At 27.5% G+C, this 23,919-nt stretch carries 25 protein-coding genes and 1 riboswitch; of the genes, 21 read left to right on the top strand and 4 right to left on the bottom strand.

The window, feature by feature from the left end:
* Positions 1 to 3 precede the first annotated feature (3 nt).
* The 7 genes from BM119_RS05400 to yfcE all read left to right on the top strand — a co-directional run bounded on the left by BM119_RS05400 (position 4) and on the right by yfcE (position 8,187).
* Positions 4 to 633: a ribonuclease H1 domain-containing protein gene (locus BM119_RS05400; RefSeq protein WP_090039566.1), complete on the top strand. Its 630-nt coding sequence runs from the start codon at positions 4 to 6 to the stop codon at positions 631 to 633.
* 92 nt (positions 634 to 725) lie between these two features.
* Positions 726 to 902, top strand: a complete 177-nt coding sequence (locus BM119_RS19570) for a YtxH domain-containing protein (RefSeq protein ID WP_143087297.1) — start codon at positions 726 to 728, stop codon at positions 900 to 902.
* A 176-nt stretch (positions 903 to 1,078) separates the two neighbouring features.
* The gene (locus BM119_RS05395) at positions 1,079 to 2,383 is read left to right on the top strand and encodes a helix-turn-helix domain-containing protein (protein ID WP_090039565.1); all 1,305 of its coding nucleotides are present in this window, start codon (positions 1,079 to 1,081) and stop codon (positions 2,381 to 2,383) included.
* A 25-nt stretch (positions 2,384 to 2,408) separates the two neighbouring features.
* Positions 2,409 to 3,677, top strand: coding sequence for a helix-turn-helix domain-containing protein (locus tag BM119_RS05390; RefSeq protein ID WP_090039563.1), 1,269 nt, complete (start codon positions 2,409 to 2,411; stop codon positions 3,675 to 3,677).
* Between the two features lie 164 nt (positions 3,678 to 3,841).
* Entirely contained in the window at positions 3,842 to 6,442 is a 2,601-nt protein-coding gene (gene clpB / locus BM119_RS05385; protein WP_090039561.1) for an ATP-dependent chaperone ClpB, read from the top strand.
* Between the two features lie 279 nt (positions 6,443 to 6,721).
* Positions 6,722 to 7,630 carry a tetratricopeptide repeat protein gene (locus BM119_RS05380; RefSeq protein ID WP_242948326.1) on the top strand — a complete coding sequence of 303 codons (909 nt, stop codon included), beginning with the start codon at positions 6,722 to 6,724 and terminating at the stop codon, positions 7,628 to 7,630.
* Between the two features lie 11 nt (positions 7,631 to 7,641).
* A complete protein-coding gene (gene yfcE, locus BM119_RS05375; protein ID WP_090039558.1) occupies positions 7,642 to 8,187 on the top strand; it encodes a phosphodiesterase in 546 nt (181 codons plus the stop codon).
* 93 nt (positions 8,188 to 8,280) lie between these two features.
* Here the strand turns inward: yfcE and BM119_RS05370 are convergent, their stop codons facing one another.
* A complete protein-coding gene (locus tag BM119_RS05370; RefSeq protein ID WP_090039556.1) occupies positions 8,281 to 8,463 on the bottom strand; it encodes an alpha/beta-type small acid-soluble spore protein in 183 nt (60 codons plus the stop codon).
* Between the two features lie 299 nt (positions 8,464 to 8,762).
* On the opposite strand from BM119_RS05370, the gene BM119_RS05365 reads away from it, so the two are divergent.
* From BM119_RS05365 to BM119_RS05355, 3 genes are all read left to right on the top strand, one after another.
* Positions 8,763 to 9,350 (top strand): ECF transporter S component, encoded by a 588-nt coding sequence (locus tag BM119_RS05365; RefSeq protein WP_090039554.1) that lies wholly within the window; start codon positions 8,763 to 8,765, stop codon positions 9,348 to 9,350.
* Positions 9,351 to 9,826: 476 nt separating this feature from the next.
* Entirely contained in the window at positions 9,827 to 10,498 is a 672-nt protein-coding gene (locus BM119_RS05360) for an HD domain-containing protein (RefSeq protein ID WP_090039552.1), read from the top strand.
* Between the two features lie 104 nt (positions 10,499 to 10,602).
* On the top strand, positions 10,603 to 10,845 hold the full coding sequence (locus BM119_RS05355) for a hypothetical protein (protein ID WP_090039550.1): 243 nt from the start codon (positions 10,603 to 10,605) through the stop codon (positions 10,843 to 10,845).
* Between the two features lie 382 nt (positions 10,846 to 11,227).
* Here BM119_RS05355 and BM119_RS05350 read toward each other — a convergent pair whose 3' ends face one another.
* Positions 11,228 to 12,667, bottom strand: coding sequence for a methyl-accepting chemotaxis protein (locus BM119_RS05350; protein WP_090039549.1), 1,440 nt, complete (start codon positions 12,665 to 12,667; stop codon positions 11,228 to 11,230).
* 246 nt (positions 12,668 to 12,913) lie between these two features.
* Between BM119_RS05350 and BM119_RS05345 the strand changes: the two genes are divergently transcribed.
* The 8 genes from BM119_RS05345 to BM119_RS05310 all read left to right on the top strand — a co-directional run bounded on the left by BM119_RS05345 (position 12,914) and on the right by BM119_RS05310 (position 20,621).
* Entirely contained in the window at positions 12,914 to 13,288 is a 375-nt protein-coding gene (locus BM119_RS05345) for a hypothetical protein (RefSeq protein ID WP_090039547.1), read from the top strand.
* A 140-nt stretch (positions 13,289 to 13,428) separates the two neighbouring features.
* Positions 13,429 to 13,535: riboswitch (TPP riboswitch) on the top strand.
* 187 nt (positions 13,536 to 13,722) lie between these two features.
* The gene (gene thiS / locus BM119_RS05340) at positions 13,723 to 13,917 is read left to right on the top strand and encodes a sulfur carrier protein ThiS (protein ID WP_090039546.1); all 195 of its coding nucleotides are present in this window, start codon (positions 13,723 to 13,725) and stop codon (positions 13,915 to 13,917) included.
* Positions 13,918 to 14,724 (top strand): sulfur carrier protein ThiS adenylyltransferase ThiF, encoded by an 807-nt coding sequence (gene thiF, locus BM119_RS05335; protein WP_090039545.1) that lies wholly within the window; start codon positions 13,918 to 13,920, stop codon positions 14,722 to 14,724.
* Positions 14,725 to 14,737: 13 nt separating this feature from the next.
* Positions 14,738 to 15,502 carry a thiazole synthase gene (locus tag BM119_RS05330; RefSeq protein ID WP_090039544.1) on the top strand — a complete coding sequence of 255 codons (765 nt, stop codon included), beginning with the start codon at positions 14,738 to 14,740 and terminating at the stop codon, positions 15,500 to 15,502.
* A gap of 14 nt (positions 15,503 to 15,516) precedes the next feature.
* Positions 15,517 to 16,644, top strand: a complete 1,128-nt coding sequence (gene thiH / locus BM119_RS05325; protein ID WP_090039542.1) for a 2-iminoacetate synthase ThiH — start codon at positions 15,517 to 15,519, stop codon at positions 16,642 to 16,644.
* 123 nt (positions 16,645 to 16,767) lie between these two features.
* The gene (gene thiC / locus BM119_RS05320; protein ID WP_090039540.1) at positions 16,768 to 18,081 is read left to right on the top strand and encodes a phosphomethylpyrimidine synthase ThiC; all 1,314 of its coding nucleotides are present in this window, start codon (positions 16,768 to 16,770) and stop codon (positions 18,079 to 18,081) included.
* Entirely contained in the window at positions 18,074 to 18,655 is a 582-nt protein-coding gene (locus BM119_RS05315) for a thiamine phosphate synthase (RefSeq protein ID WP_177199320.1), read from the top strand. Before thiC ends, BM119_RS05315 begins: the two co-directional genes overlap by 8 nt.
* A 730-nt stretch (positions 18,656 to 19,385) precedes the next feature.
* Positions 19,386 to 20,621 (top strand): murein hydrolase activator EnvC family protein, encoded by a 1,236-nt coding sequence (locus BM119_RS05310; RefSeq protein WP_090039539.1) that lies wholly within the window; start codon positions 19,386 to 19,388, stop codon positions 20,619 to 20,621.
* A 71-nt stretch (positions 20,622 to 20,692) separates the two neighbouring features.
* Here BM119_RS05310 and deoD read toward each other — a convergent pair whose 3' ends face one another.
* Positions 20,693 to 21,388, bottom strand: coding sequence for a purine-nucleoside phosphorylase (deoD, locus tag BM119_RS05305; protein WP_090039537.1), 696 nt, complete (start codon positions 21,386 to 21,388; stop codon positions 20,693 to 20,695).
* Between the two features lie 154 nt (positions 21,389 to 21,542).
* Between deoD and BM119_RS05300 the strand changes: the two genes are divergently transcribed.
* On the top strand, positions 21,543 to 21,989 hold the full coding sequence (locus BM119_RS05300) for a hypothetical protein (RefSeq protein ID WP_090039535.1): 447 nt from the start codon (positions 21,543 to 21,545) through the stop codon (positions 21,987 to 21,989).
* 41 nt (positions 21,990 to 22,030) lie between these two features.
* On the opposite strand, the gene BM119_RS20370 is transcribed toward BM119_RS05300, so the two are convergent.
* Positions 22,031 to 22,159, bottom strand: coding sequence for a hypothetical protein (locus BM119_RS20370; RefSeq protein WP_278336781.1), 129 nt, complete (start codon positions 22,157 to 22,159; stop codon positions 22,031 to 22,033).
* Positions 22,160 to 22,420: 261 nt separating this feature from the next.
* On the opposite strand from BM119_RS20370, the gene BM119_RS05295 reads away from it, so the two are divergent.
* Both BM119_RS05295 and BM119_RS19770 read left to right on the top strand, forming a co-directional pair.
* A complete protein-coding gene (locus BM119_RS05295; RefSeq protein WP_090039534.1) occupies positions 22,421 to 22,609 on the top strand; it encodes a hypothetical protein in 189 nt (62 codons plus the stop codon).
* A gap of 412 nt (positions 22,610 to 23,021) precedes the next feature.
* Complete coding sequence (locus tag BM119_RS19770; protein ID WP_090039532.1) at positions 23,022 to 23,822, top strand: hypothetical protein; 801 nt, start codon at positions 23,022 to 23,024, stop codon at positions 23,820 to 23,822.
* Positions 23,823 to 23,919 lie beyond the last annotated feature (97 nt).

The raw sequence follows: 23,919 nt of genomic DNA, 5'->3' as shown, positions 1-23,919 counted from the left end.
TACATGGGAAAGTTCTATGCAGTGGCAAAAGGTAAAAGTGGAGAAGGTAAAATATATGACACATGGGATAAATGTAAAAAGGATGTTATTGGTTTTAAAGGTGCCATATATAAAAGTTTTCCAACCCTATTAGAGGCTGAAGATTTTTTAGAAGCCCATGGAGTAAAGGTAAATGGAAATGATTTTAAAAATAAAGAAGAAAAGAAATCTAATGAAGATAGATTAGAAGTTTATGTTGATGGTAGTTTTAATTTGTCATCAAAAGAATATTCTTATGGGTTAATTGCATTATTTAATGGCAATGTAATTTACGAAGAAAATGGAAAAAGAAACGATGAGGCTGCAGCTATGAGAAATGTGGCAGGAGAGGTTCTTGGGGCTATAAAAGCTGTAGAATTTGCCAAAAATAATGGCTATAAATCTATAAGTATATATTTTGATTATCAAGGAATTGAGTCATGGGCAAAAGGAACTTGGAAAAGAAATAATTTTTTAACCCAGGGTTATAATGAGTTCATAAAAGAGAATTTAGAAGAAATTGATATAAAATTTATTAAAGTAAAAGGACATAGCGGCGATACATATAATGATAGAGCTGATATTTTAGCAAAAAAAGCCTTAGGGATAGTTTAATAGTTTTTTTATTTATTGGTAAAAAATATATAGTTTAAATAAAGAGAAATTGCATATGATAAACTCATAAAGTATTTTAAGGAGTTGATTGTATGCATCGTAATACTAAATTTTTAGTTGGCATGACTGCTGGAGCTATTATAGGAAGCACAGTAGGGACTATGATGAATATGGACAGAAGCACCAAAAGAAAAATTAGGAAATTTGGTAAAAATGCTATATGCATGGCTGATGATATGTATTCACATATGAAACATTATAAAAGATAATGAATGGAATGCCCTAGAAATATTAAAAATATCTAGGGTATTTCTATTTTAAAAAATAAAATATGAAAAAATATTAAAAAAATTCATGTAAATCATTGTTGAAAAATGAAATTATGCTATAATAATACATAAAATGAATATTTTTGAGAATATTTTCAGTAAAGGAAGAGTGAAATATGGAGATACTTTCTTTAGGAGAAAAAATAAAAAGAAGAAGAAAAGAACTGAACATGACCTTAAAGGAATTGGCAGGAGATAGAATAACTCCAGGTCAAATAAGTCTTGTAGAATCTAGCAAATCTAATCCAAGTATGGATTTGTTAGAATATTTAGCTACATCATTAAAAACTTCAGTAGAATATTTAATGGAGTCTGAAGAAACTCAAGCAGAAAAGATTTGTTTATATTTTGAAAATATAGCTGAAGCATATATCTTAAATAGTGATTTGTTTCAAGGTGAGCAATATATAGAAAAAGCTTTATATTATGCAGAAAAGTATAATTTGGAGTATAGGAAGGCTAGAAACTTACATTTAAGAGCATGTATACATATGGGGAAAAATGAATATGCTTTAGCAGAGCAGTATTTTTTATCAGCCAATGTAATATTTATAAAAAATAACGATTATGAAGAAGTTGTAAATACATTTTTAAAATTAGGAAAAATAACATTTGAAGTTAAAGCGTATCATTCATCAAATTCGTACTTGCAACAGGCTGAAAAGGTTTATTTAGATAATGAAATGGGTAATGACACAATACTAGGTGAAATATATTATTATATTGCTAGTGTTTATTTCAAACTAGATAATTTGGACAAGGCAATAAACTATTCATACTTAACAAAAGAAAAATTTAATCAATTAGATAACAAGAGGGAATATGCTAAAGCATTATTATTGCTTACAGAACAGTATAATACTAAAGGAGATTTACATAATTCAATAAAATATTCCAAAAAGACTTTGGAAGTTTTTAGAGAGTTAGATGATTCCGTTCAGTTATCTAATATAGAAAATAATTTAGGAAAACTTTTCTATGAATTTAATAATTTGGAAGAATCTTTTAAGCATTATAATAAGTCTAAGGAATTAAAAGAGCGAAATAATGATAAAACTCTTATAAATACTTTAGTAAATATATGTGAAAACTATATCAAATTAAAAGACATTGAAAAATGTGAAGAAATGTTAGATAACATTTTAAATTTAGTACAAGATATTGGTGGAGTAACATTTGTAGAGTATTATCTTTTAAAATACAGAGTTGAACTTTTAAAAGGCGATCTTATGAGCGCAGAAAATACTCTGATTCTTGCTTTAAATTATGCTAAGAATATGGAGTTTATTAAAAAGTCTGCTGAGATTTGCATAATGCTTGGTAAATTTTATATTGACAATAAACAAGATGGAAAAGCAGCAAAATATTTAAATGATGGAGTTGTCTTATTTAAAGAGATAGGTATTTTAAAAGAACTTTAAATAAAGGTTGTTAGGTGTGATGAATATGGAGATATTATCAACTGGTGAAAAAATAAAAAGAGCCAGAGTATATAAAGGAGCTACTTTAAAGGATATATGTGAGGATAAGATTTCAGTATCTAAAATGAGTTGCATTGAGAATAACAAGGTGAAACCTGAACTTTGGATACTTGAGATGGTTGCAGAAAAACTAGATATAAACATAAACTATTTATTAAAAGATGTAGAAAATCAAATAAAAGATAATATAGCTGAGATTGAAAATAAGGAATTTTCAAACGATTTAGAAGAAAAAACATTCTATAATTTAGAATATGCTTTGGAATATAAAGAATATAATTTGGCCTTTGAATTAATGCATATATTATTTCATAATTATCTAATTAATAAGAGCTATGAAAATATTCAAGTTAATATCTCAAGATATTATGATATTTGTCAAAAGAGTGGATTAACATCAAATGTTTTAGTATATTTCAAAGACATGGGTAGATATTTTTTTGCTAACTCAGAATATTCTCAAGCAGCTACTTATTTTGAAAATATAATAAAATTAATTCGAGAAAATAAAATTCAAGATAAAAATGAAGAAGCTATAGCTGTATACAATAAAGCAATTTGTCACACATATTTAAATGAGTTTGATAAAACATATTTGTTAGTAGATGATCTAATGAAAATAGTAGATAATGTTATCAAAAAATGTAAGAAAGCTATAATATATAATTTTATAGCAGATATGCAGTTAAAAAGAGGCGCTAATGATGCTGATGAATATGAGAAAATTGCTTTTGGTCTTTATGATAGTGTTGAGGATAAAATAGATGCATTAATAAATTCATCACTAATACTTATAGAAATAGGTAAAATAGAGACAAGTTTAAAGTATATGAATAATGCTATAGAATTGTGTAAAGATAACTGTGAAGAATTACTTGTAGAAGTTTTATTAATATGTGTAGAAAACTTATTAAACAATAATTTAATAGAAGAGGCACATAAAATATGTGATGATGCATTAAATCATGCCATAGCTAGTAATGATGTAAAATATATAGAGAGAGCTTATTATTTCAAATCTAAAATACTTCAAGGACAAGACAAATGTATAGAGTCTGAAATGTATATGAATCTTTCTCTAGATGCTCTTATGAAATTTGGTGGAAAAAAAGAAATATATGAACGATATTTGGATATGGGTAATATGTATTTTAAGCTTGGAGAAATAGGAGACTCATTAAAATATTTTAACTTGGCAATAAACGTTGAAAAAAAATATAAACAAAAAATATAAGCCTCTTTAGTAAAGATGGCTTATATTTTTTTAGTGTTGTTTTGAAAAACTAATAGCATTCAGATGGGTGAAAGTACACCACTTAAATGAAGATTAGTTTTATAAATTAGGAGAAAATATATTATAATATATATAGTAAGAAATTTTTGAAAGGAGTCCTTTACATGAATATTGAGAAATTAACATTAAAGGTACAGCAAGCTATTAATGATGCACATGCAGCAACAATAAAGTTTAATCATCAACAAATGGATATAATGCATTTATTTTATGCATTAGTAAATCAAGAGAATGGCCTTATACCAAATATATTTGAAAAAATGGGAAAGGACATAAATGCATTAAGGATATCAATAAATACAACATTAGATTCTATGCCAAAAGTGTTAGGACAAGGAGCACAAAGTGGGGGAGTTTATCCTACAAGAAGATTTGAAGAAATTTTCTTAAAAGCAGATGATATAGCTAATGAATTTAAAGATTCATATATAAGTGTGGAACATGTAATGATGGCAATAATGGATATAGATTATAAAGGGGATACAGGAAAAATACTTGGTCAATTTGGAATAAATAAAAATGGTTTTTTAAATGCTTTATCAGCTGTTAGAGGAAATCAAAGGGTTGAAAGTAATGATCCAGAGGGAACTTATGATGCATTAGCTAAATATGGAGTTAATCTTATAGAAAGGGCTAAGAACCATGAGGTTGATCCTGTAATAGGAAGAGATGATGAAATAAGAAGGGTAATAAGAATATTATCAAGAAGGACTAAAAACAACCCTGTACTTATAGGGGAGCCAGGAGTTGGTAAAACAGCTATAGTAGAAGGGCTAGCTCAAAGGATAATAAAAGGTGATGTACCAGAAGGATTAAAGAATAAGATAATTTTTTCATTAGATATGGGTTCATTAGTTGCAGGAGCTAAATATAGAGGAGAATTTGAGGAAAGATTAAAAGCTGTAATTAAAGAGGTTCAAAATAGCAATGGAAGAATTATTCTTTTTATAGATGAAATGCACACCATAGTTGGAGCAGGTAAAACAGAAGGAGCAATGGATGCTGGAAATATAATAAAGCCTGCTTTAGCAAGAGGAGAGCTTCACTGTATAGGAGCAACAACTTTTGATGAATACAGACAGTATATAGAGAAGGATAAAGCTTTAGAAAGAAGATTTCAACCAGTTATAGCAAATGAACCTTCAGTTCAAGACACAGTATCAATTTTAAGAGGTCTTAAAGAACGGTTTGAAATACACCATGGTATTAGAATACACGATTCTGCCATTGTAGCAGCAGCAAAGCTATCCAATAGGTATATACAGGATAGATATCTACCAGATAAAGCTATAGACCTTATAGATGAAGCTGGCGCTATGATAAGAACAGAGATAGATTCGATGCCTTCGGAATTAGATAATTTAAAAAGGAGAATTCTCCAACTTGAAATAGAGAAAGAGGCACTGATAAAAGAAAAAGATGATTATTCAAGAGAAAGGCTAAAGTCACTTGAAAAAGAACTGTATAATTTAAAGGATAGGGATAATGAATTAACTGCTACCTATGAAAAAGAAAAAAATAATCTTACTGAAATTAGAAATTTAAAATCTAAATTAGATGATGTTCGGGGAAAAATAGAAAAATATGAAAGAGAATATGACTTAAATAAGGTTGCAGAACTTAAGTATGGCATATTACCATCATTAGAAGAAGAAATAAGGGTGAAAGAGAAAAAATTAAAAGAAAATAATGATACTTCTCTTTTAAAAGAAGAAGTTACGGAGGAAGAAATAGCAGATATAATTTCTAAATGGACAGGAATCCCAGTTTCAAGACTTGTTGAGGGAGAAAGACAAAAACTTTTGAAACTTAGTGATGAACTTGAAAAAAGAGTAATAGGACAAAGAGAAGCTGTAGAATCTGTAACCAATGCAGTAATAAGAGCAAGAGCTGGTATAAAGGATGAAAATAGACCAGTAGGGTCTTTTATTTTCTTAGGACCAACAGGAGTAGGAAAAACAGAACTTGCAAAAACTTTAGCAAGAACATTATTTGATTCTGAAGACAGTATAATAAGAATAGATATGTCAGAGTATATGGAAAAACATTCAGTTTCAAGATTAGTTGGTGCACCTCCAGGATATGTAGGATATGAGGAAGGCGGTCAGCTTACCGAAGCAGTAAGAAGAAAACCATATAGTGTTATTTTATTTGATGAAATAGAGAAGGCACATGAAGATGTGTTTAATATGCTTCTTCAAATTTTAGATGATGGAAGACTCACAGACAATAAAGGGAAGTTAATAGATTTTAAAAATACAATAATAATTATGACGTCTAATATAGGTAGCACTTTCTTATTAGAGGGAACAGTTAATGGAGTTATAAATGATAACATAAGGGATGAAGTTATCATGGAAATGAAAAGAAGATTTAAACCAGAGTTTTTAAATAGGGTAGATGATATAATATTATTTAAACCATTAAGCATAGAGGGAATTAAAAAAATAATTGATATATTTATGGAAAACGTAAAGAATAGATTGAAAGAGAAAAAAATAGAATTAGAGATAACAGATGAAGCAAAAGAGCTTCTTGCAATAGAAGGATATGACCCTCATTATGGAGCTAGACCTTTAAAAAGGTTCATAGAAAATACCTTGGAGACAGATATTGCAAAAAAAATAATAAGTGGAGAAATTCATGATGGTTCTAATGTGATTGTAAAAGCAAATAAAGAAAAATTAATAATAGAATCAATGTAGAGATTTTATGAACTCTTTTGAACTTTGAAACTTAGAAAATTAAGAATAAGAATATTTTTAAAGTTGAAAATTGAATGTAGGGAGTTGAGAGTGAAGGATGGAATCTTGTTAAGGAGATTTCTAAAATAAAAACATTTTTAAAGAAGAGCTGTGATTTTTAACCACAGCTTTACATTCTCCATTCTCAACTTTTATTAAGGAATTTTGTGATTTTCAACGATAATTGTCAATTGTTAATTTTAAATTGTCAATTAAAATTTAAGGGAGAGTAGGTTTATAGTGAAAATAAACAAGTATGATGATCTTATATTTATAGGAGAAAAATTAAAAGAAAAGGGTGATTTAAAGGGGGCACTAAGTTATTTTGTTAAGGCTAACCTATGCTATGAGAGTAAAAATGATTTAGAATTTCTTTTAGATTTAGCACTTTTATATGATGAACTTGACAATATGGAGTATGCAGAAAAAATATATAATGAAATTTTAAATATAAATCCTAAAGAACCTAGAGCTTATTATGGAATAGGAATTCTATATGATAATATAAAAGAATATAAAAAGGCAATAATGTTTTATGAAAAAGCTATTAGTTTTGATGAAAATTATGATAGGGCATATTTTTTTATGGCAAATGCTTATGATGAATTAGGAGATAAAATTAAATCAATAGAATACTATAAAAAAGTCATAGAAATAACTCCTACTGATTTTTGGGCACATTTAAACCTTGGAAGTATATATGAAGAATTAGACAGAAATAATGAAGCTATTGAAGAAATAAATAAAAGTTTAGAAATAATACCAGATCATTATATGGCATTGTTTAATATGGGTGTTTTAATGAAGAAGATTAATAAGGTACATAAAGCCATAGAATTTTATAGAGAATCTATAAAAGCAAATCTAGGATATGGTTTTTCTTTTCTAAATTTAGCTGTGATATATAAAGAAAGTGGATTTTACGAGAAAGCTATAAAAGTTATAAGTAAAGGAATAATGTTTAATCCTGAAATGCCTTCTTTGTATTACAATAGGGCATGCTTTTATGCATTATGTAAAGAAGATAAAAAATCATGTAAAGATTTGAAAAAAGCCATAGAAATACTACCGTGGTTTAAAGAATATGTGAAAAAAGATAGGGAACTTTCAGAAATATGGCCTAAAGTTTTAAATAACTCTACTATATAAGGGGAAAATCAATGAAAATATTTTTTATGTCAGACATACATGGATCGCTTTATTATTTAAATAAAGCTTTAAAAGCTTATGAAAGAGAAAAATGTGAATATATTGTTATATTAGGAGATATACTTTATCATGGTCCAAGAAATGATATTCCTAAAGGATATGATCCTAAAAGTGTAGCTAACACTCTTAATAAACTGAAAAATAAAATAATGTGTGTTAAAGGAAACTGTGATGGTGAAGTGGATCAAATGATGATTGAATTTCCAATTTTATGTGATTACTCAACTATATTTTATAAAGAAAAAAGATTGTTTTTAACGCATGGTCACAAATATAATAAAAATAATATGTTACCTGTAGATAAGGGTGACATTATAATAAGTGGACATACTCATATACCAGTATGTGAAAAAGTAGAAGGATTATACTTTATAAATCCAGGATCGATAACATTTCCTAAAGAAAATACAAAACATAGCTATGGTATTTTAGAGGATGATAAATTCATAATAAAGGATTTAAATGGAGAAAATATCTTGCAAATAACAATTGAGTAAATAGTGAAAATATTATGAATTTACGTTGCAAATAGGAGAAGCTATGTGAGAAATTTCAATTTCTCACATAGCTTCTTTAAGCTTTGAACAATATTATTTCATTCCTCTTTCATATTGTTCTACCATTCTCTTAACCATTTCTCCGCCAACTGATCCACATTGTTTAGAAGATAAGTCTCCATTGTATTCTTTGAATGGTACTCCCATTTCACTTGCAACCTCATTTTTGAAGTTTGATAAACCATTTTTTGCTTCTGGTATTAATGTTTTTGACATAATAAATTCCTCCTCTTAATACTTTATATTTCAAGGTAAGTTTGTTTTGTTTACCTTGTAATAGTATTGTATCCATGAAAAAATAAAATAACCTATAAAAAAGAAGGAAATACTTATTAATAGTACCCTCGCGAGGAATAATTTGTATAAACCTTGTTTTTTGAGAAAAGTAATTGTTGAAATTTGTTTGAAAAATGTTAAAATATTTTTGTCAGTATTCAATTTTGAAACTGAACTTTAAAAAAAAATTTTTCTTTGAACAACTCACATCCTTATAGGAGTGAGAGTGGGAGGTAGTTATGAACAAAACTTTTAATTCTCATAGTAGTAAAGTAAGACAAATGACAATTGTAGGGCTACTATCAGGAATAACAATCTTTTTAGGCGTCACAGGATATGGTTTTATACAATTACCAGTGGCAAGACTCACAATAATGCATATACCAGTAATAATAGGAGTCTTAATTGAAGGCCCTAAAGTTGGACTCGCTATAGCATTTATGTTTGGTGGATTTAGTTTCTTTCAAAATTTAATGGCACCTAATCTTTTATCATTTGCATTTATAGATCCGAGGGTGTCTATACTTCCAAGGTTATTAATACCATTAACTACTTACGGAGTGTACAAAATTCTAAAAATTAAAAATGAATCTATTAGAATAGGAGTCGCTGCCTTAATAGGGTCTTTAACTAACACAATCGGTGTAATGGGAATGTTATTCGCATTACATATAGATAAGTATGCAAAAGCTAAACAAACGTCTCTAGAGGGTGCTAAGACCTTAATAAAAAGCCTTATATATACAAATGGTGTGTTAGAAGCCATAGCAGCAGCTGTTATAACTGTGGCAATAGTACAGGCTATAAGAAAATCAAGAAGAATATAATATTTAATTAAAATAAAGGGCTATGTTTATAACATAGCTCTTATTATATTTGTATAGAAGTATAAATTTTAAAGTAGTGATAAGTTAAGAGTGAAAACTTCTAACGAAGATCTCTAAAATGAAAATATTTTAAAGAAAATTTGTGATTTTTAACCATAACTTGACACTTGTAACTTAAAAAATGTCATAGGTACTTTTTCACTTTATAGGATATTATAAAATTTCAAATCTGAGGATAACTTTGATAACTATTAAAATATATAGATTTTTTAGTTGAAAACTTTAATGAGTGAAAAATTACAAGTTGCAAGTTGTGGATGAATCTTCTCAGGAAGATTTTAAAAATAAAAAAATATAATTAAAGAAAATCTGTGATTTTCAACATCAATTTGTCACTAAAAGAGGGCATAGCCTTTTTTAAAAAGTTATTATATATTTTAAAATTAAGTATAAAATATATATGATAACATTAAAGGATGGTGATTAAGTTGAACAGTGAAGATAAGAAGATTTTTGAAGAGATTCAGTACCATTTATTAAATGACAGTAAGCCGTCTGAATATATAAATAAAATGCTAGAAGAGGGAAAGTTAAACTTATATCCATTTTCAATGATTAGTGACTTGAAAAGAGTTTTACAAAATCCTAAATATCATCCAGAGGGAAACACTTTTAATCATGTTATGATGGTTGTTGATCAAGGAGTAAATTATAGGCATTACAGCGAAGATGAAAGAGTTTATATGTGGTCTTTACTTTTGCATGATATAGGGAAAACTCCAACTACGAAACTAAGAAAAGGACGGTGGACTTCTTATGATCATGATAGAGTAGGGAGTGATATGGCAAAAGAGTTTTTAAGAAATTTTAATGAAAGCGAAGAGTTTGTACAAAAGGTAAGTGCATTAGTAAAGTATCATATGAATCCGCTATTTATAGTTAAAAAATTACCTTTTAGTGATATCGAGGGGCTTTTAAAAGATACTTCATTAAAAGAAGTAGCACTAGTATCGTTAAGTGATAGATTAGGTAGAGGAGGGCTCGATAAGGAAAAAATAGATGAAACCAAAAAAAGCATAAAAGAATTTATTCATATAGTTAGTGCCAATAATAATATAGATGAACCTCAATTGAGTAAAATGTTATAATTTTCTTAAAAATGTATATTTTTTGAAAACTGCAAGGTATATTCTATACAAATAAAGAATTATATAATATGAAATTAATTTGAAAATTTTAGGAGTGTGGTATATTGAGTTACAGTTTATCAGATTTTCATAAAGATTTAGATGTAGGACATGAATTTGATATTAAATATAAAAATAGATTTTATGGTATAAGCAACACAGATGATGGAATTTCTTTTATAAGATATGGATATATGGGGGATTTGAAAACGTTTAAAAATCCAGATGAATTTATAAATGAGGCTTCTTTAAATGAGGGGTTACTAAAAAATTTGTGGGATGACGTTGAGATTAAATCTATATTTTGAATAATAGACTTTCATGATATTTTTAATTTGAACTTTATATTTCAGATTAAAATAAATTAAATCAAATGGGCGCCACACTAATTCTGGGCAAGAAGAAATATGTGTATTATTTAACATATTAAAAAGTGTGGCAACTACTTTATACTACAAAGTACGAAAAATGTCAAGGAATACGAAGGAGAGTAAAAAAATATCAATATATGGGGAAATTATGAATAATTCAAACAAAGTCCGAGTAAATTTTCATTTAGATAAATTTATTCGGACTTTATTTGAAATTTTATATAATGCTTAGTATAAAATGGGAAAAAATAGATAGAAAAATTAGGAAATATATAGTTAATTAATAGGACGTAATATTAATTTTTGGTAAATCCATATATTAATTTTTAGCCAGAGATTTTATTTTTTCTAGCATTGAAATTAACTTTATGGATAAATCTCTTGCTTGTTTTGTAGTATTTAACGCAGAAGATTTATTGTTTTTCTTAATAGCATCTATTGCTACGTGTCCAAGATTATGAAAATCTTTATGAAGAACATCTATACTTTTCCAAATTTCTAAAATATTTTCATTAGAAGGAGTTATAGAATTATAAAAGTGACCAAATCCACATCTATTAGAGTTTAATTGTAGAGGTTTTAGTGTCATATTTTCGCTCATATATTCTAGGGTTTTTACCCAGGATTCATGAGCTGAAATAGCAGAATCTAAAGCTTCAATAAAATCGTGGTGTGATAAAGAAAAATGGTCATCTTTAGTTAAGTTAGAACTTAATTTAGTAAGCTCAGTTATCTCATCATCTAACTCATCAATTCCAAGTCCTATATTTTTTACGTTCTCAGCTTTTGAGTCTATGTTTATTGATTCATCATTAATTAAAGATACGTTATCAGCAATAACTTCCATTGCTGCATTTACCTCTTCTGTGGATGCACTTATTTCCTCCATATTAGATGCTAATGTAGATATATCATTTGATATTTCTTCAATGTGTTTTGTTGTATCTTCAAATATATCACTCATATCTTTTGTATAGCTTTCCATAGAGTCTATAGAAGTAATAGTGTGTGACACGCTATTTATAGACTGTTTTGAAGCAGCTTCTATTTTTTCAACAAAGTTTTTCATATCATTTAATTGCACAGTAGTAGTTTCAGAAAGTTTTTTTACTTCATCAGCTACAACAGAAAAGCCTTTTCCATGTTCTCCAGCTCTGGCAGCTTCTATAGAAGCGTTTAATGCTAAAAGATTAGTTTGTGATGCTATGCCGTTTATTCCTTCCATTAATTTTTGGATTTCGCCTACAAGAGTCATAAGATTTTTCATATCGTTTTCCATACCAATAGATTCACTTGATAACTCTTGGGTAACTTGTACAATTTTATTTAGAGTAGTAGCATTTGTTGATATATGGGATGAAATTTCACTACTTTTATTAGAAATTTCATTAATATACTCAGAATTAGAAGTAGAGGAATTAGCTATTTCATTTAAAGCTGAATTAGTTTCCTGTACTGAACTCAATAAAATATTAGTTGAGTTTTTTAATGTTGATGAAGTTGACTTTAAATCTTTAGAAAAATATTCTAACTGTATACTGTAGCTACTTACTTTAGTAGTTACAATCAATAATCTTTTTATTATATTTTTGATTGGAGATGATATAGATAATATAATACTCGAAAGACTAGCTATAAATTTAACATTAGAACTAGTAGTGCTACTATTTTCTAAACTTTTAATTTTTTCTATAGAATTAGACTTAAACAATTCAATAATATGTTGTATATCTTTATTTTCTTTTAAATGTTTTAACATTATTTAATAAGCTCCTTTATTTAATGTTGATTTAATAGTGTAATGGTTCAGATGTATTTTATCATAAAATATAGCAATTGTGACAATATAATATAATATATATTATACTAATAATGTATACTTTACATATATATACAATGTATTATAATAATAGATAATATATTATTAAAGTATTAATGATATGAGAAAAAAATAAGAATGTTAATAAATTAATTATTAAAACCTTAAAACATAGGAGGAGTTATTATGAACTTTATTTTTCCAATAGGGTATGATGTATGCTTTAGTGAGAATGGTATAGAGTATTTTGGTCAAGTTGTAGATAGAAGAGAACTAGAGGGAAAAAAAACATATACAGTTCACACAAATGAAGGAATAAAAAAACAATGCAAAGAAGAAAGTTTAGAATTATACTATTTTGATACTACAACAATTTATGTAGTGCAGTTTAGTGATGGGAAATTTCTAGAGTTTAGAGAAAATAGAACAATAAAAAAGGTATCGTTAAAAAATGCTGATAAGTGGCAATATAAGTGGCATGCAGAAGAAATAGCAAAAGAACTGTCTAATGAATTAAACGAAGAAGTAAAATTTAGGAGTGTTGAATTAACTTTAAAATAATATTGTTTAGTTTAAGATGTTTTATTAATTGCATTTTAAGTTTAAAATGATAATTGTTTTATTAATAGATATTAAAACAAGAAAATGTTTACAAAATAAATTTCAAGGTATATAATGATGCTGTAGAATTTAATAATGATATTTAAAGCTAGGGGTGCTTATTATAATAAGCTGAGAGAAGCAGTGAGCTTTAACCCTTGAACCTGATGTGGTTAACACCAACGTAGGAAAGCTATAATAATTGCAAAGTTATTTTATTACGTTGTAATTTGATTAGTAAGGCTTGCCTAGGCAAGCCTTTTTGTTTTACTTACTGATAAATTAGTTAAGTAAACACTATTTATAGTAAAGTCATTTCTAGCTTTAAAGGCAAGGAGTGACTTTTTTGTATTTATTTGAACCTAGAATCACTTAATGAAGAAAGGAGGGGTAGTATGGTGGTTAATGATAAGGATGTAACTGTTTGTAATGGAATTACAGTTAAGGAACTGCTAAAAAAATTAAACTTACTAGAGAATAAAGTGGTTGTAGAAGTTAATGGAAATATAATTTTAAGAGATGATTTTGAGGAAGTTAATCTTTACGAAAACAGTAAAATAGAAATTATAAGTTTTGTTGGAGGAGGCTAAATGAAAGTTTATGTAAATGAAAAAGGGATGAATTTTCAGGAGGGAATTAGGTGCTTTGGAATTAAAGAAAGAATAAAACCTAATGGAGACATTTTAATATTAAATGGATTTCCTATTGAAGAAGATAAGGTAGTGAGTGAAGGGGATAAAATTGTAATAATAAAATGTGGAGAAATTCCTAATGATGAAGAATTAAAAAATCTAATGATGAGTAGGCACACTCCTTATGTTTATGAAAGAATAAAAAATTCAAGGGTTGCAATAGCAGGACTTGGTGGATTGGGCTCAAATGTAGCAATAGCATTAGCTAGAGTAGGAGTAGGATTTTTAAGAATAGTAGATTTTGATTTAGTAGAGCCTAGTAATTTAAATAGACAACAATATTTTATAAATCAAATAGGAATGAAGAAAAGTAAGGGACTTAAAGAAACTATAAAGAATATTAATCCTTTTATAAAAGTGGACGATGTGGATGAATATGTAACTAAAGAGAATATAAGAGAATTGTTTAGTGATATAGACATTGTGGTTGAAGCTTTTGATAATGTAGAAAATAAGGTTATGTTAATAAGCGAGGTTTTAAAGAATATATCAACTGTTAAGGTGGTTTCAGCATCTGGCATGGCGGGATATTTTTCAAACAACTTAATAAAAACAAGAAAAATAAATTCTAGACTCTATTTGTGTGGTGATGAAGAAAGTGAAGCGAAAATTGGTTGTGGACTTATGGCACCAAGAGTAGGAATAGTAGCTCATCATGAGGCTAATATGGTTTTAAGAATTCTTTTAGGAGAAGAAAAAGTTTAAAGGGGAGATAAGGATGGACAAATTAATTTTAGGTGGAAAAGAATTTAATAGTAGATTATTTATAGGCACAGGAAAGTATGGAAATAATAAAATATTGCCACAAGTTATAGATAAATGTAGAACAGAAATAGTCACAATGGCAATAAGAAGAGTAGATCTGGATAATAAAGAAGAAAATATATTGGAATATATACCTAAAAATATAACTCTTTTACCTAATACTTCAGGAGCAAGAAATGCAGAGGAGGCAATTAGGATAGCAAGAATAGCTAAAGCTATGGGTTGTGGAGATTTTATAAAAATAGAAGTTATAAATGATTCAAAATATTTACTACCAGATAACTTAGAAACATTAAAAGCTACAGAGGTTTTAGCTAAGGAAGGATTTATAGTTTTACCTTATATGAATCCAGATTTAATTATGGGTAAAAGAATGGTTGAAGCTGGAGCAGCTGCGGTTATGCCACTAGGATCACCAATAGGATCTAATAGAGGAATTGGGGCAAAAGATATTATAGAAATCATGATAGATGAAATAGATGCACCAGTAATTGTAGATGCAGGTATTGGAAGACCATCAGAAGCAGCTATGGCTATGGAAATGGGAGCGGCAGCAGTACTTGTAAATACAGCAATAGCATCGTCAAAAGATCCAATGGGAATGGCTTATGGATTTTCATTAGCTGTAGAGTCAGGAAGAATTGCTTTTAAGACAGGTTTGGGCAATAAAAGCAAAATAGCCAATGCATCTTCTCCGTTAACTGGATTTTTATTATAAGGAAGGTGAACATATTGAGCTTTTATAATGTAATTGAAAAATATAGAAATTTTGATTTTTCTAAGTTTTGGGATAATGTAAAAGACCAGGATATTAAGTTTTCAATGAATAAAAGTAAGTTAACTGAAGAGGATTTTTTAATATTATTAAGCCCAAAATCAGATTTATATCTTGAAGATATGGCAAGAAAGGCTAATGAACTAACAAATCAATACTTTGGAAAAACAATACTCTTATATACGCCACTGTATATAGCTAATTATTGTGTAAATAAATGTGCCTATTGTGGTTATAACATAGAAAATAATATTATTAGAAAAAAACTTAATATAGAGGAAATAGAAAGTGAAGCTAAAGAAATAAGTGAAAAAGGGTTTAAGCATATACTTTTATTAACGGGAGAATCACCTAAAGATACACCAGTTGAATATATAGGGGATGCTGTTAAGGTCTTGAAAAAATACTTTTCTTCTGTTTCCATAGAAGTATTTCCTATGAAAGAAGAGGAATATAGATATTTAATTAAATTAGGAGTAGATGGGATAACTGTTTATCAAGAAGTATATGATGAAGAAATTTATAGTAGAGTGCATTTAAAGGGACCAAAAAGGAATTATAAATTTAGATTAGATGCACCAGAAGAAGGATGTAGGGCTGGAATAAGAAGTATAAATATTGGAGCACTTCTAGGTCTTAATCATTGGAGAAAAGAATTGTTTTTTGTAGCACTACATGGATTATATTTACAGAAAAAATATGGGAATATAGATGTTAGTTTTTCCCTACCAAGAATAAGACCACATGCAGGTATTTTTGAAGAAGTTTACCCAGTAGATGATAAAGACTTAGTTCAAGGGATTATAGCATTAAGAATTATGTTTCCTAATTGTGGAATTAATATATCAACTAGAGAAGAAGAAAGTTTTAGAAATAATTTAATACCATTAGGTATAACTAAGATGTCAGCTGGAGTTAGCACAGCAGTAGGTGGACATACATTAAATAAGGAGTCAAGAGGAGAAAGTCAATTTGAAATAAATGATAGTAGAAGCGAACTAGAGGTAAAGACGGCTATAAGAAACAAGGGATATGAACCAATATTTAAAGATTGGATTAATGAACTATTAAGTGAAGAGATTTAAAATTTGTTTAGCGTTTGTTGGGGAAAAATAGAAAAGTAGTATAGGATTTTTGCATTTAATAGTTATGAATATTAGTAATAATATAGATTAAATAAAAAATAAATTAATTAGGGGGAAAATAAAATGAAATATACAACTCAAATGGATGCTGCTAAGAAGGGGATAGTAACAAAGGAAATGAAATGTGTAGCAGAAAAAGAAGGTATGGACATAGAAACTTTAAGGATACTTGTATCACAAGGCAAAATTGCTATACCAGCAAATAAAAATCATAAATCTCTAGAAGCTAACGGAGTTGGACAAGGATTAAAGACTAAAATAAACGTGAATTTAGGCATATCAAAAGATGCCTATGACATTGATAAAGAAATGGAAAAAGTTAAAGTTGCTTTAGATATGAATGCAGAAGCTATAATGGATTTATCTAATTATGGTAAAACAGCAGAATTTAGAAAAAAATTAGTAAATGAATCTAAGGCTATGATAGGAACTGTTCCTATATATGATGCTGTTGGATTTTATGATAAGGAGCTAAGAGATATAACAGTAGACGAATTTTTTAAAGTAGTAGAAAAACATGCGGAAGATGGAGTTGACTTTGTAACTATACATGCTGGTTTAAATAAAGAAACTGTAGAAACATTTAAAAGAAATAAAAGGCTTACACATATAGTATCAAGAGGAGGATCATTACTATTTGCTTGGATGGAACTTAATAATAAGGAAAATCCATTTTATGAATACTTTGATAGATTACTTGATATATGTGAAAAGTATGATTTAACATTAAGTCTTGGAGATGCATGTAGACCAGGGTGCATAAATGATAGTACAGATGCTAGCCAGATAAAGGAACTTATGATTCTTGGAGAACTTACAAAAAGAGCATGGGATAGGAATGTACAAGTTATAATTGAAGGACCAGGGCATATGGCGATAAATGAAATAGAAGCTAATATGATTTTAGAAAAAAGGCTTTGTCACGGAGCACCATTTTATGTTTTAGGACCTATAGTTACAGATGTAGCTCCAGGATATGATCATATAACATCAGCAATTGGAGGAGCTATTGCAGCTACTTATGGAGCAGATTTTTTATGTTATGTAACACCAGCAGAACATTTAAGACTTCCTAATTTAGATGATATGAAAGAAGGAATTATTGCAGCTAAAATTGCAGCTCATGCAGCAGATATAGCTAAGGGAGTTAAAAATGCGGAAAAATGGGATTATAAGATGAGTAAAGCAAGACAAAGTTTAGAGTGGAACAAAATGTTTGAACTTGCTTTGGATGACGAAAGACCAAGAAAATATAGAAAAGAATCAACTCCTCATCATAATGATAGCTGTACAATGTGTGGGAAAATGTGTTCTATGAGAAATATGAACAAAATTCTTTCAGGAAAGGATATTAATTTACTAAGAGAAGATGATTAATATTTATTGTGTAACTAATAGAATTTTATGTAGCGATTTTTATAAACATATAGAGAAAATAGCCAAAAATAATGTCTCTTATATGATAATAAGAGAAAAGGATTTAAACTATAATGAACTTTATATATTAACTAAAAGAATCAAGGAAATTACGGAAAATTACAATACTAAGATAATTATAAATTCAGAGGTTAAAATTTATAAAGAACTAAATCTTTATGGAGTACATCTATCTTTTAATAATTTTAAAGAAAACCCTAATAATATTAAAGGAATTAAGGGGGTATCGGTACACAGTTACAGAGAGGCTTTAGAGGCACAAAATTTAGGAGCAGATTATATTTTTTATGGACATATTTTTTATACTAAATGTAAAGAAGGGCTAGAGCCAAGAGGATTAGATGAATTAACATGTATAGCAAGAGATATTAAAATTCCTGTAGTTGCAATAGGAGGCATAAATAATTATAACTATAGACAGGTGTTAAAAGCTGGAGCATCAGGAATTGCGATTATGTCATCAATTATGGAATGTGATGATGTTAGTGAATACATTAAAAGTTTTAATATTTAATTAAGAAGTGTTAGAGTGTGTTAGCGTGCATCTAACACTTTTTAATTTGTTATAATAAATGATATGAAAAAACTAAGAATTGAGTATATAATGTAAGGCATATTCAAAAAAATAATAGACCAATCTACTCGTTTATTTTGTGTCATGTGCCTAATTGAAAAAATTATTTTTATAGTTTGGTTAGGAAAGAGCACATTGTAATATTGATGTAGACTTAAATTTAAAAAGAGAGTTAAGACTGCGATTAGAGAAAATATTTAATGATAAAAAATACTATAATGAAAATTCTAGATATAAGTTCTAGTGAGACTATAAGAATATTTAAGCCATTAAAAAATATAAAGAAGGATATAAAAGAGAAGGTATATTACTAAAATTAATGGGTGGGAACCTGTATATTGATGATTATGAAATAGACATAATTGATTTAGAACATTTCCTAATTTGATAAATGTAAATCATAATATATTTATATGGAAAATTAAGAATGTTCAAGATGAAAAAATGGTTACAATTTGTTAACACACTAAAGTAGAAATGTTTAGTATAATTTCTTTAATCTGATATCTATAGTTTTAATGTCCATAATTTTAATAGTTTAAATATGATGGATAAAAGGATTTATGTAAGTTCTTTTAGTACCAGGGCTTATAGTAAACTACTAATAGGTTAGGGATTTCTTTAAAACTTAGAGGTATTAATTAACATAAGAAAAAGAAAGGAGAATTTCATGATCAGAAGAAGAAGTTTTGCTTTAATATTAACTATAGTTTTTTCTTTGAATTCTAGTGTAGCATTAGCATCAACAAGTGTAGATGAAAAGAAAGAACAGCAGAAAGTTAATGAAAGTAAAATAGGAAAATTGAATGAAGAAAATGGAAATTTACAAAAAGAAAAAAATTCTGTAGAAAAAGAACTTGAGGGATTAACAACAAGTATTATGGAAAAAACCAATGTAATAAATGAAAAAGATAAAAATATCAAAAATATAGAGGATAATGTAAGTGTTCTTCAAAATAAGGTATCTTCTATAGAAAGTGAATTAAGTGAATTAAAAAATAGTATAGAAAGTAAAGAGAAAGAATATGAAGAAAAAGAAGAACTTTTAGGAGAAAGACTAAGAGCTATATATAAAAGCAATATATATAATCAACTAGTAGTAGTTTTAATAGAGAGTGAGAATTTTTCAGATTTAATTACAACATTTACTAATATAAGAAAAATGGTTACATATGATAAATCATTAATGGATGAAACTGAGAATCTAAAAAAAGAATTACAACAAAGTGAAGAAAAATTAAAAAGTGATAAAAGTGATTTAGATAATAAAAAATTAGAATTAAATTCATCTAAGGAATCATTAATGAATGAAAAGAAAAAATTAGAAAGTGCTCGTGAAGAATTAAAATTAATGGAAAATAAGAAAGAGGCTAAAAATAACTCGTTAAGTACATCTCAAAAACAAATACAAAGTCAAATATATGAACTTGAAGTTATGAATGATAGCATACAAAAAGAAATAAATAATATAATAAATACTGCAAATAATGGATCAAATGGTGGACAAGTAACCCCATCAACAGGTGGATGGATATATCCTGTGAATGATTCTATAACATCTCCATTTGGATATAGAACTCACCCAGTAACTGGTGAACAAAAGCTACATACAGGAACCGATTTTGGTTCAGCTATGGGAACACCTGTTAAGGCTGTAAAAGATGGAAAAGTTATTTTTGCAGGAGTAAATGCTGGATATGGAAATTGTGTAATAATTGATCATGGTGGTGGAATACAAACATTATATGCACATAATAGTGAATTAAATGTTAGTGAAGGACAAACTGTTAAACAAGGACAAGTTGTATCTAAGGTAGGATCTACAGGTATGAGCACGGGTCCTCATCTTCATTTAGAGTTTCGTGTAAATGGAGACTTTAAAGATCCAATGAGTTATCTAAAATAGAAGTTTTTTAAACATGAAAATATCAATTCCATGGAGTTCATTTCGAATTTCCAAGGAATTGATATTTTTTATTATAACTCTAAAGCTACTTCAATCATATCATTAAAAGTAGTTTGTCTCTCAAAAGCAGAGGTTTCTTCTCCAGTTACTAAGCTATCACTTATAGTAAGGAGAGATAATGCTTTTTTATTATATTTTGAGGCTAAGGTATATAAAGCAGCAGTCTCCATTTCTATAGCTAAACATCCAAAATCAGCCCATTTTTTCCAGTGATCAAAGTCATCTTGGTAAAAAGAATCAGTAGTTAAAACGGATCCTACCTTAGTATTTAAATTATGGCTAGTGGCTATGTCATAAGCATTTTTAAGTAATTCAAAATTGGCAGTAGGAGAGTAGGTCATATTAGGAAATCTACTAGAATTAATATTGGAATCGTGGCACGCGCTCATTGCCATAACAACATCTCTAACTTTTACATCCTTTCTAATAGAACCAGCTGTACCGATTCTTATTAATTTTTCTACATTATAGCTAGTAATTAATTCATTAGTATATATACTTATTGAAGGAACTCCCATTCCTGTTCCTTGAACTGAAATTTTTCTACCTCTATAAATTCCAGTAAATCCATACATTCCTCTAACGTCATTGTAGCAAATTACGTTTTCAAGAAAATTTTCAGCTATGTATTTTGCTCGTAAAGGATCTCCAGGTAGCAATATAGTATCAGCGATAGAATCTTTTTTTGCATTTATATGAATGCTCATGGATAATTACCTCCTAAAATAAACTTTTATACCTATAGAGTAACATATATTTGTATATTAAATACAGATGATTTTAATATGCGAGAATTTTATGAATTGTATATATATAGTGATTTATGATAAAATTAACTTAAAATAAGGGGGGTATTTATTTATGAATATAAACAATCCTAGACAGGAAGAATTATTGAATATAAATAAGAAAATAAATGAATATGATGAAAAAAAGATAGATATTTTAAGAAAAGTCCCATTTAAGAAATGGAATAGAGTAACATTTCTTTTAAATGAGTTAAGTGAATATTATATGGTACTTATAAATTTACAGGACGAGTTAAAGTATTCTAGCATAACATATAAAGATATTGAGGAGAGAGAAGAGAAAAAAAGAGAAATCTTGTTAGATATAAGAGAAACTCAGGATTCTATGAGACCTTATTTAGAAGAAAGAAACATTATTTTAAATGAGTATTTAACATTTGAAGAATGTAATGATTTACAAAATATTTATGTTAATATATATTCTTTAGAAAAAATTAAAACTGATAGGGATAAACTGAAAAAATTATTAAATAACAAGGACTTTTATGAGCAAAAGTAACAAAACCTGGTATAGTGCATAGAACATTATACCAGGTTTTGCTATTTTAGAGTTTTATCAACTTTATCGTCATCTTTTTTCTCATCATATTTATAACTTAAATATAAATTTATTGATATCATTAACAAATTTAAAATGTATACAAAAGTAAAAAGTTTATCTTGATACATAAGTAGATCCCCTTTTATAATAGTTATTGTTTTAACAAAGTATTGTAAAGATATTCCCCATGAATTATAATAACACATAATTAAATGGATTTTTTGTTATGTGCAAAATTTTAGCATATTAATAAATTAATAAGATTAACTTATTAATAATGAAAAAAATATACATAAGTTTTTGAAAAATAAACTTTGTAGTATTATAATAGTAATATTTAAAATTAGAACAATACTAGTATTATAGAATAAATAGTTAGAGGTGATTTTTTGGATAAAGATAATTTATTAAAAACTAGTTTAGAGCATGGTTATGAAGAATATACAGAAAATATTTATGCAGAAAAGGTAATCTATACATTTGACAAAAGATCATGCGGATGTAATTGTAATTGTAAAGAAAAGAAAGATTGTTCAAAGTGTGAAAAAGGATGTTGCAAGAAAAAAGGTATGAAATAAAAAATATTAAAATATAGTTAAGTTATATATAGCTAAAATATTTACACCTAAAAACAATCAGTGTAATATAGTAAATGTGCACATAGTTTAAAGTAAAGTTATATCAAAATAGAAAAGCATTTTATTTGATTAATATAAGAATAAATGTGTTATAATATTAATCGAAGACTTTGAAAGAACATATTTAACTTCAATTTGAAATCTTAAGTGTACAAATGCTTTAATCTAATTTAGTTTAATATGTAGACTTTACTGTTATATCTAAATAAAGTTTAAAATTTATTCTATTACTTATTTAGATATTTCATATAAACTATATAATAGAATCAATTAAATAAAGAAAATTTCTACAAATAGCACACTGATATAAGAATCAGTGTAATTGAGAAGAAAATTACTAGGAGGGTTCAAGGTGGGAAAACCTAGCATGTTCAGTAAAGATTACGAAAAAAAGATGAAAAGAAGAAGAACAAGGAATATAACATTAAGCATTATATGTTTGGTTGTAATTATATTTGGAGTAAGTTTTTTTTTCTTAGGGGGAAGTTATAAATACTCTTCAGACTATTTAACTAGTTTATTTAAAAAAGATAATGAAACCCAAAAGGAAAATATAAAAGAAGAACCAAAAGAAGACAATAAACAAGAAAAAACACCAATTGAAGAACCAAAAGAACAGGAAGAAAATAGTCTTTCTATGGATTTGGATATAGGTAATGGAAAACTTGTTAAAGCTAATTTTGATGAAACAGATCAAGGAAAAATATTTAAGAGCATAGATACTAATGGAAATAAGGTGTCTTTTGATATAGATTCTAAAGGAATGTATTCAGTACTTTTAGATGAAGATAATCAAAATTTATATTTAAGCGATACTAATGGCACATTAACTGATATTAGTTTAGATACATATAATGCTAGTAGCGGAACTCAGTTTAGTAAAGAAAATGTATTAAGAGAAAATCCAACCTATATATGGAATGAGTCTCCTAGATTTTTAAACGAAAATACTTTAGTATATGTAAGTCAACTTCCATGGTTTAATAAAAGTGATAAGTATATATGGACGATAGATTTAAATAACAAAAACCATCAATGTTTGAATGTACAAGGTCAGAAAGTAGATTTTGGAAATTTAAGTGATAAGGGATTAGAAGTTACTATAGATGGAGCTTTAAAATATGTAACTACAGATGGTAAGGTAATAAATTAAAAATTATTTGAAATGTAAAAAGCTATGAAATTAGAATAAAAATCTAAAGTTCATAGCTTTTGTTATTTAAAAAATAATATGTTATTTATATTAATTG

The sequence above is a fragment of the Clostridium frigidicarnis genome, assembly GCF_900111985.1.
GTDB lineage: Bacteria > Bacillota > Clostridia > Clostridiales > Clostridiaceae > Clostridium_Z > Clostridium_Z frigidicarnis.
This window is presented reverse-complemented; position numbering and strand designations above follow the sequence as displayed.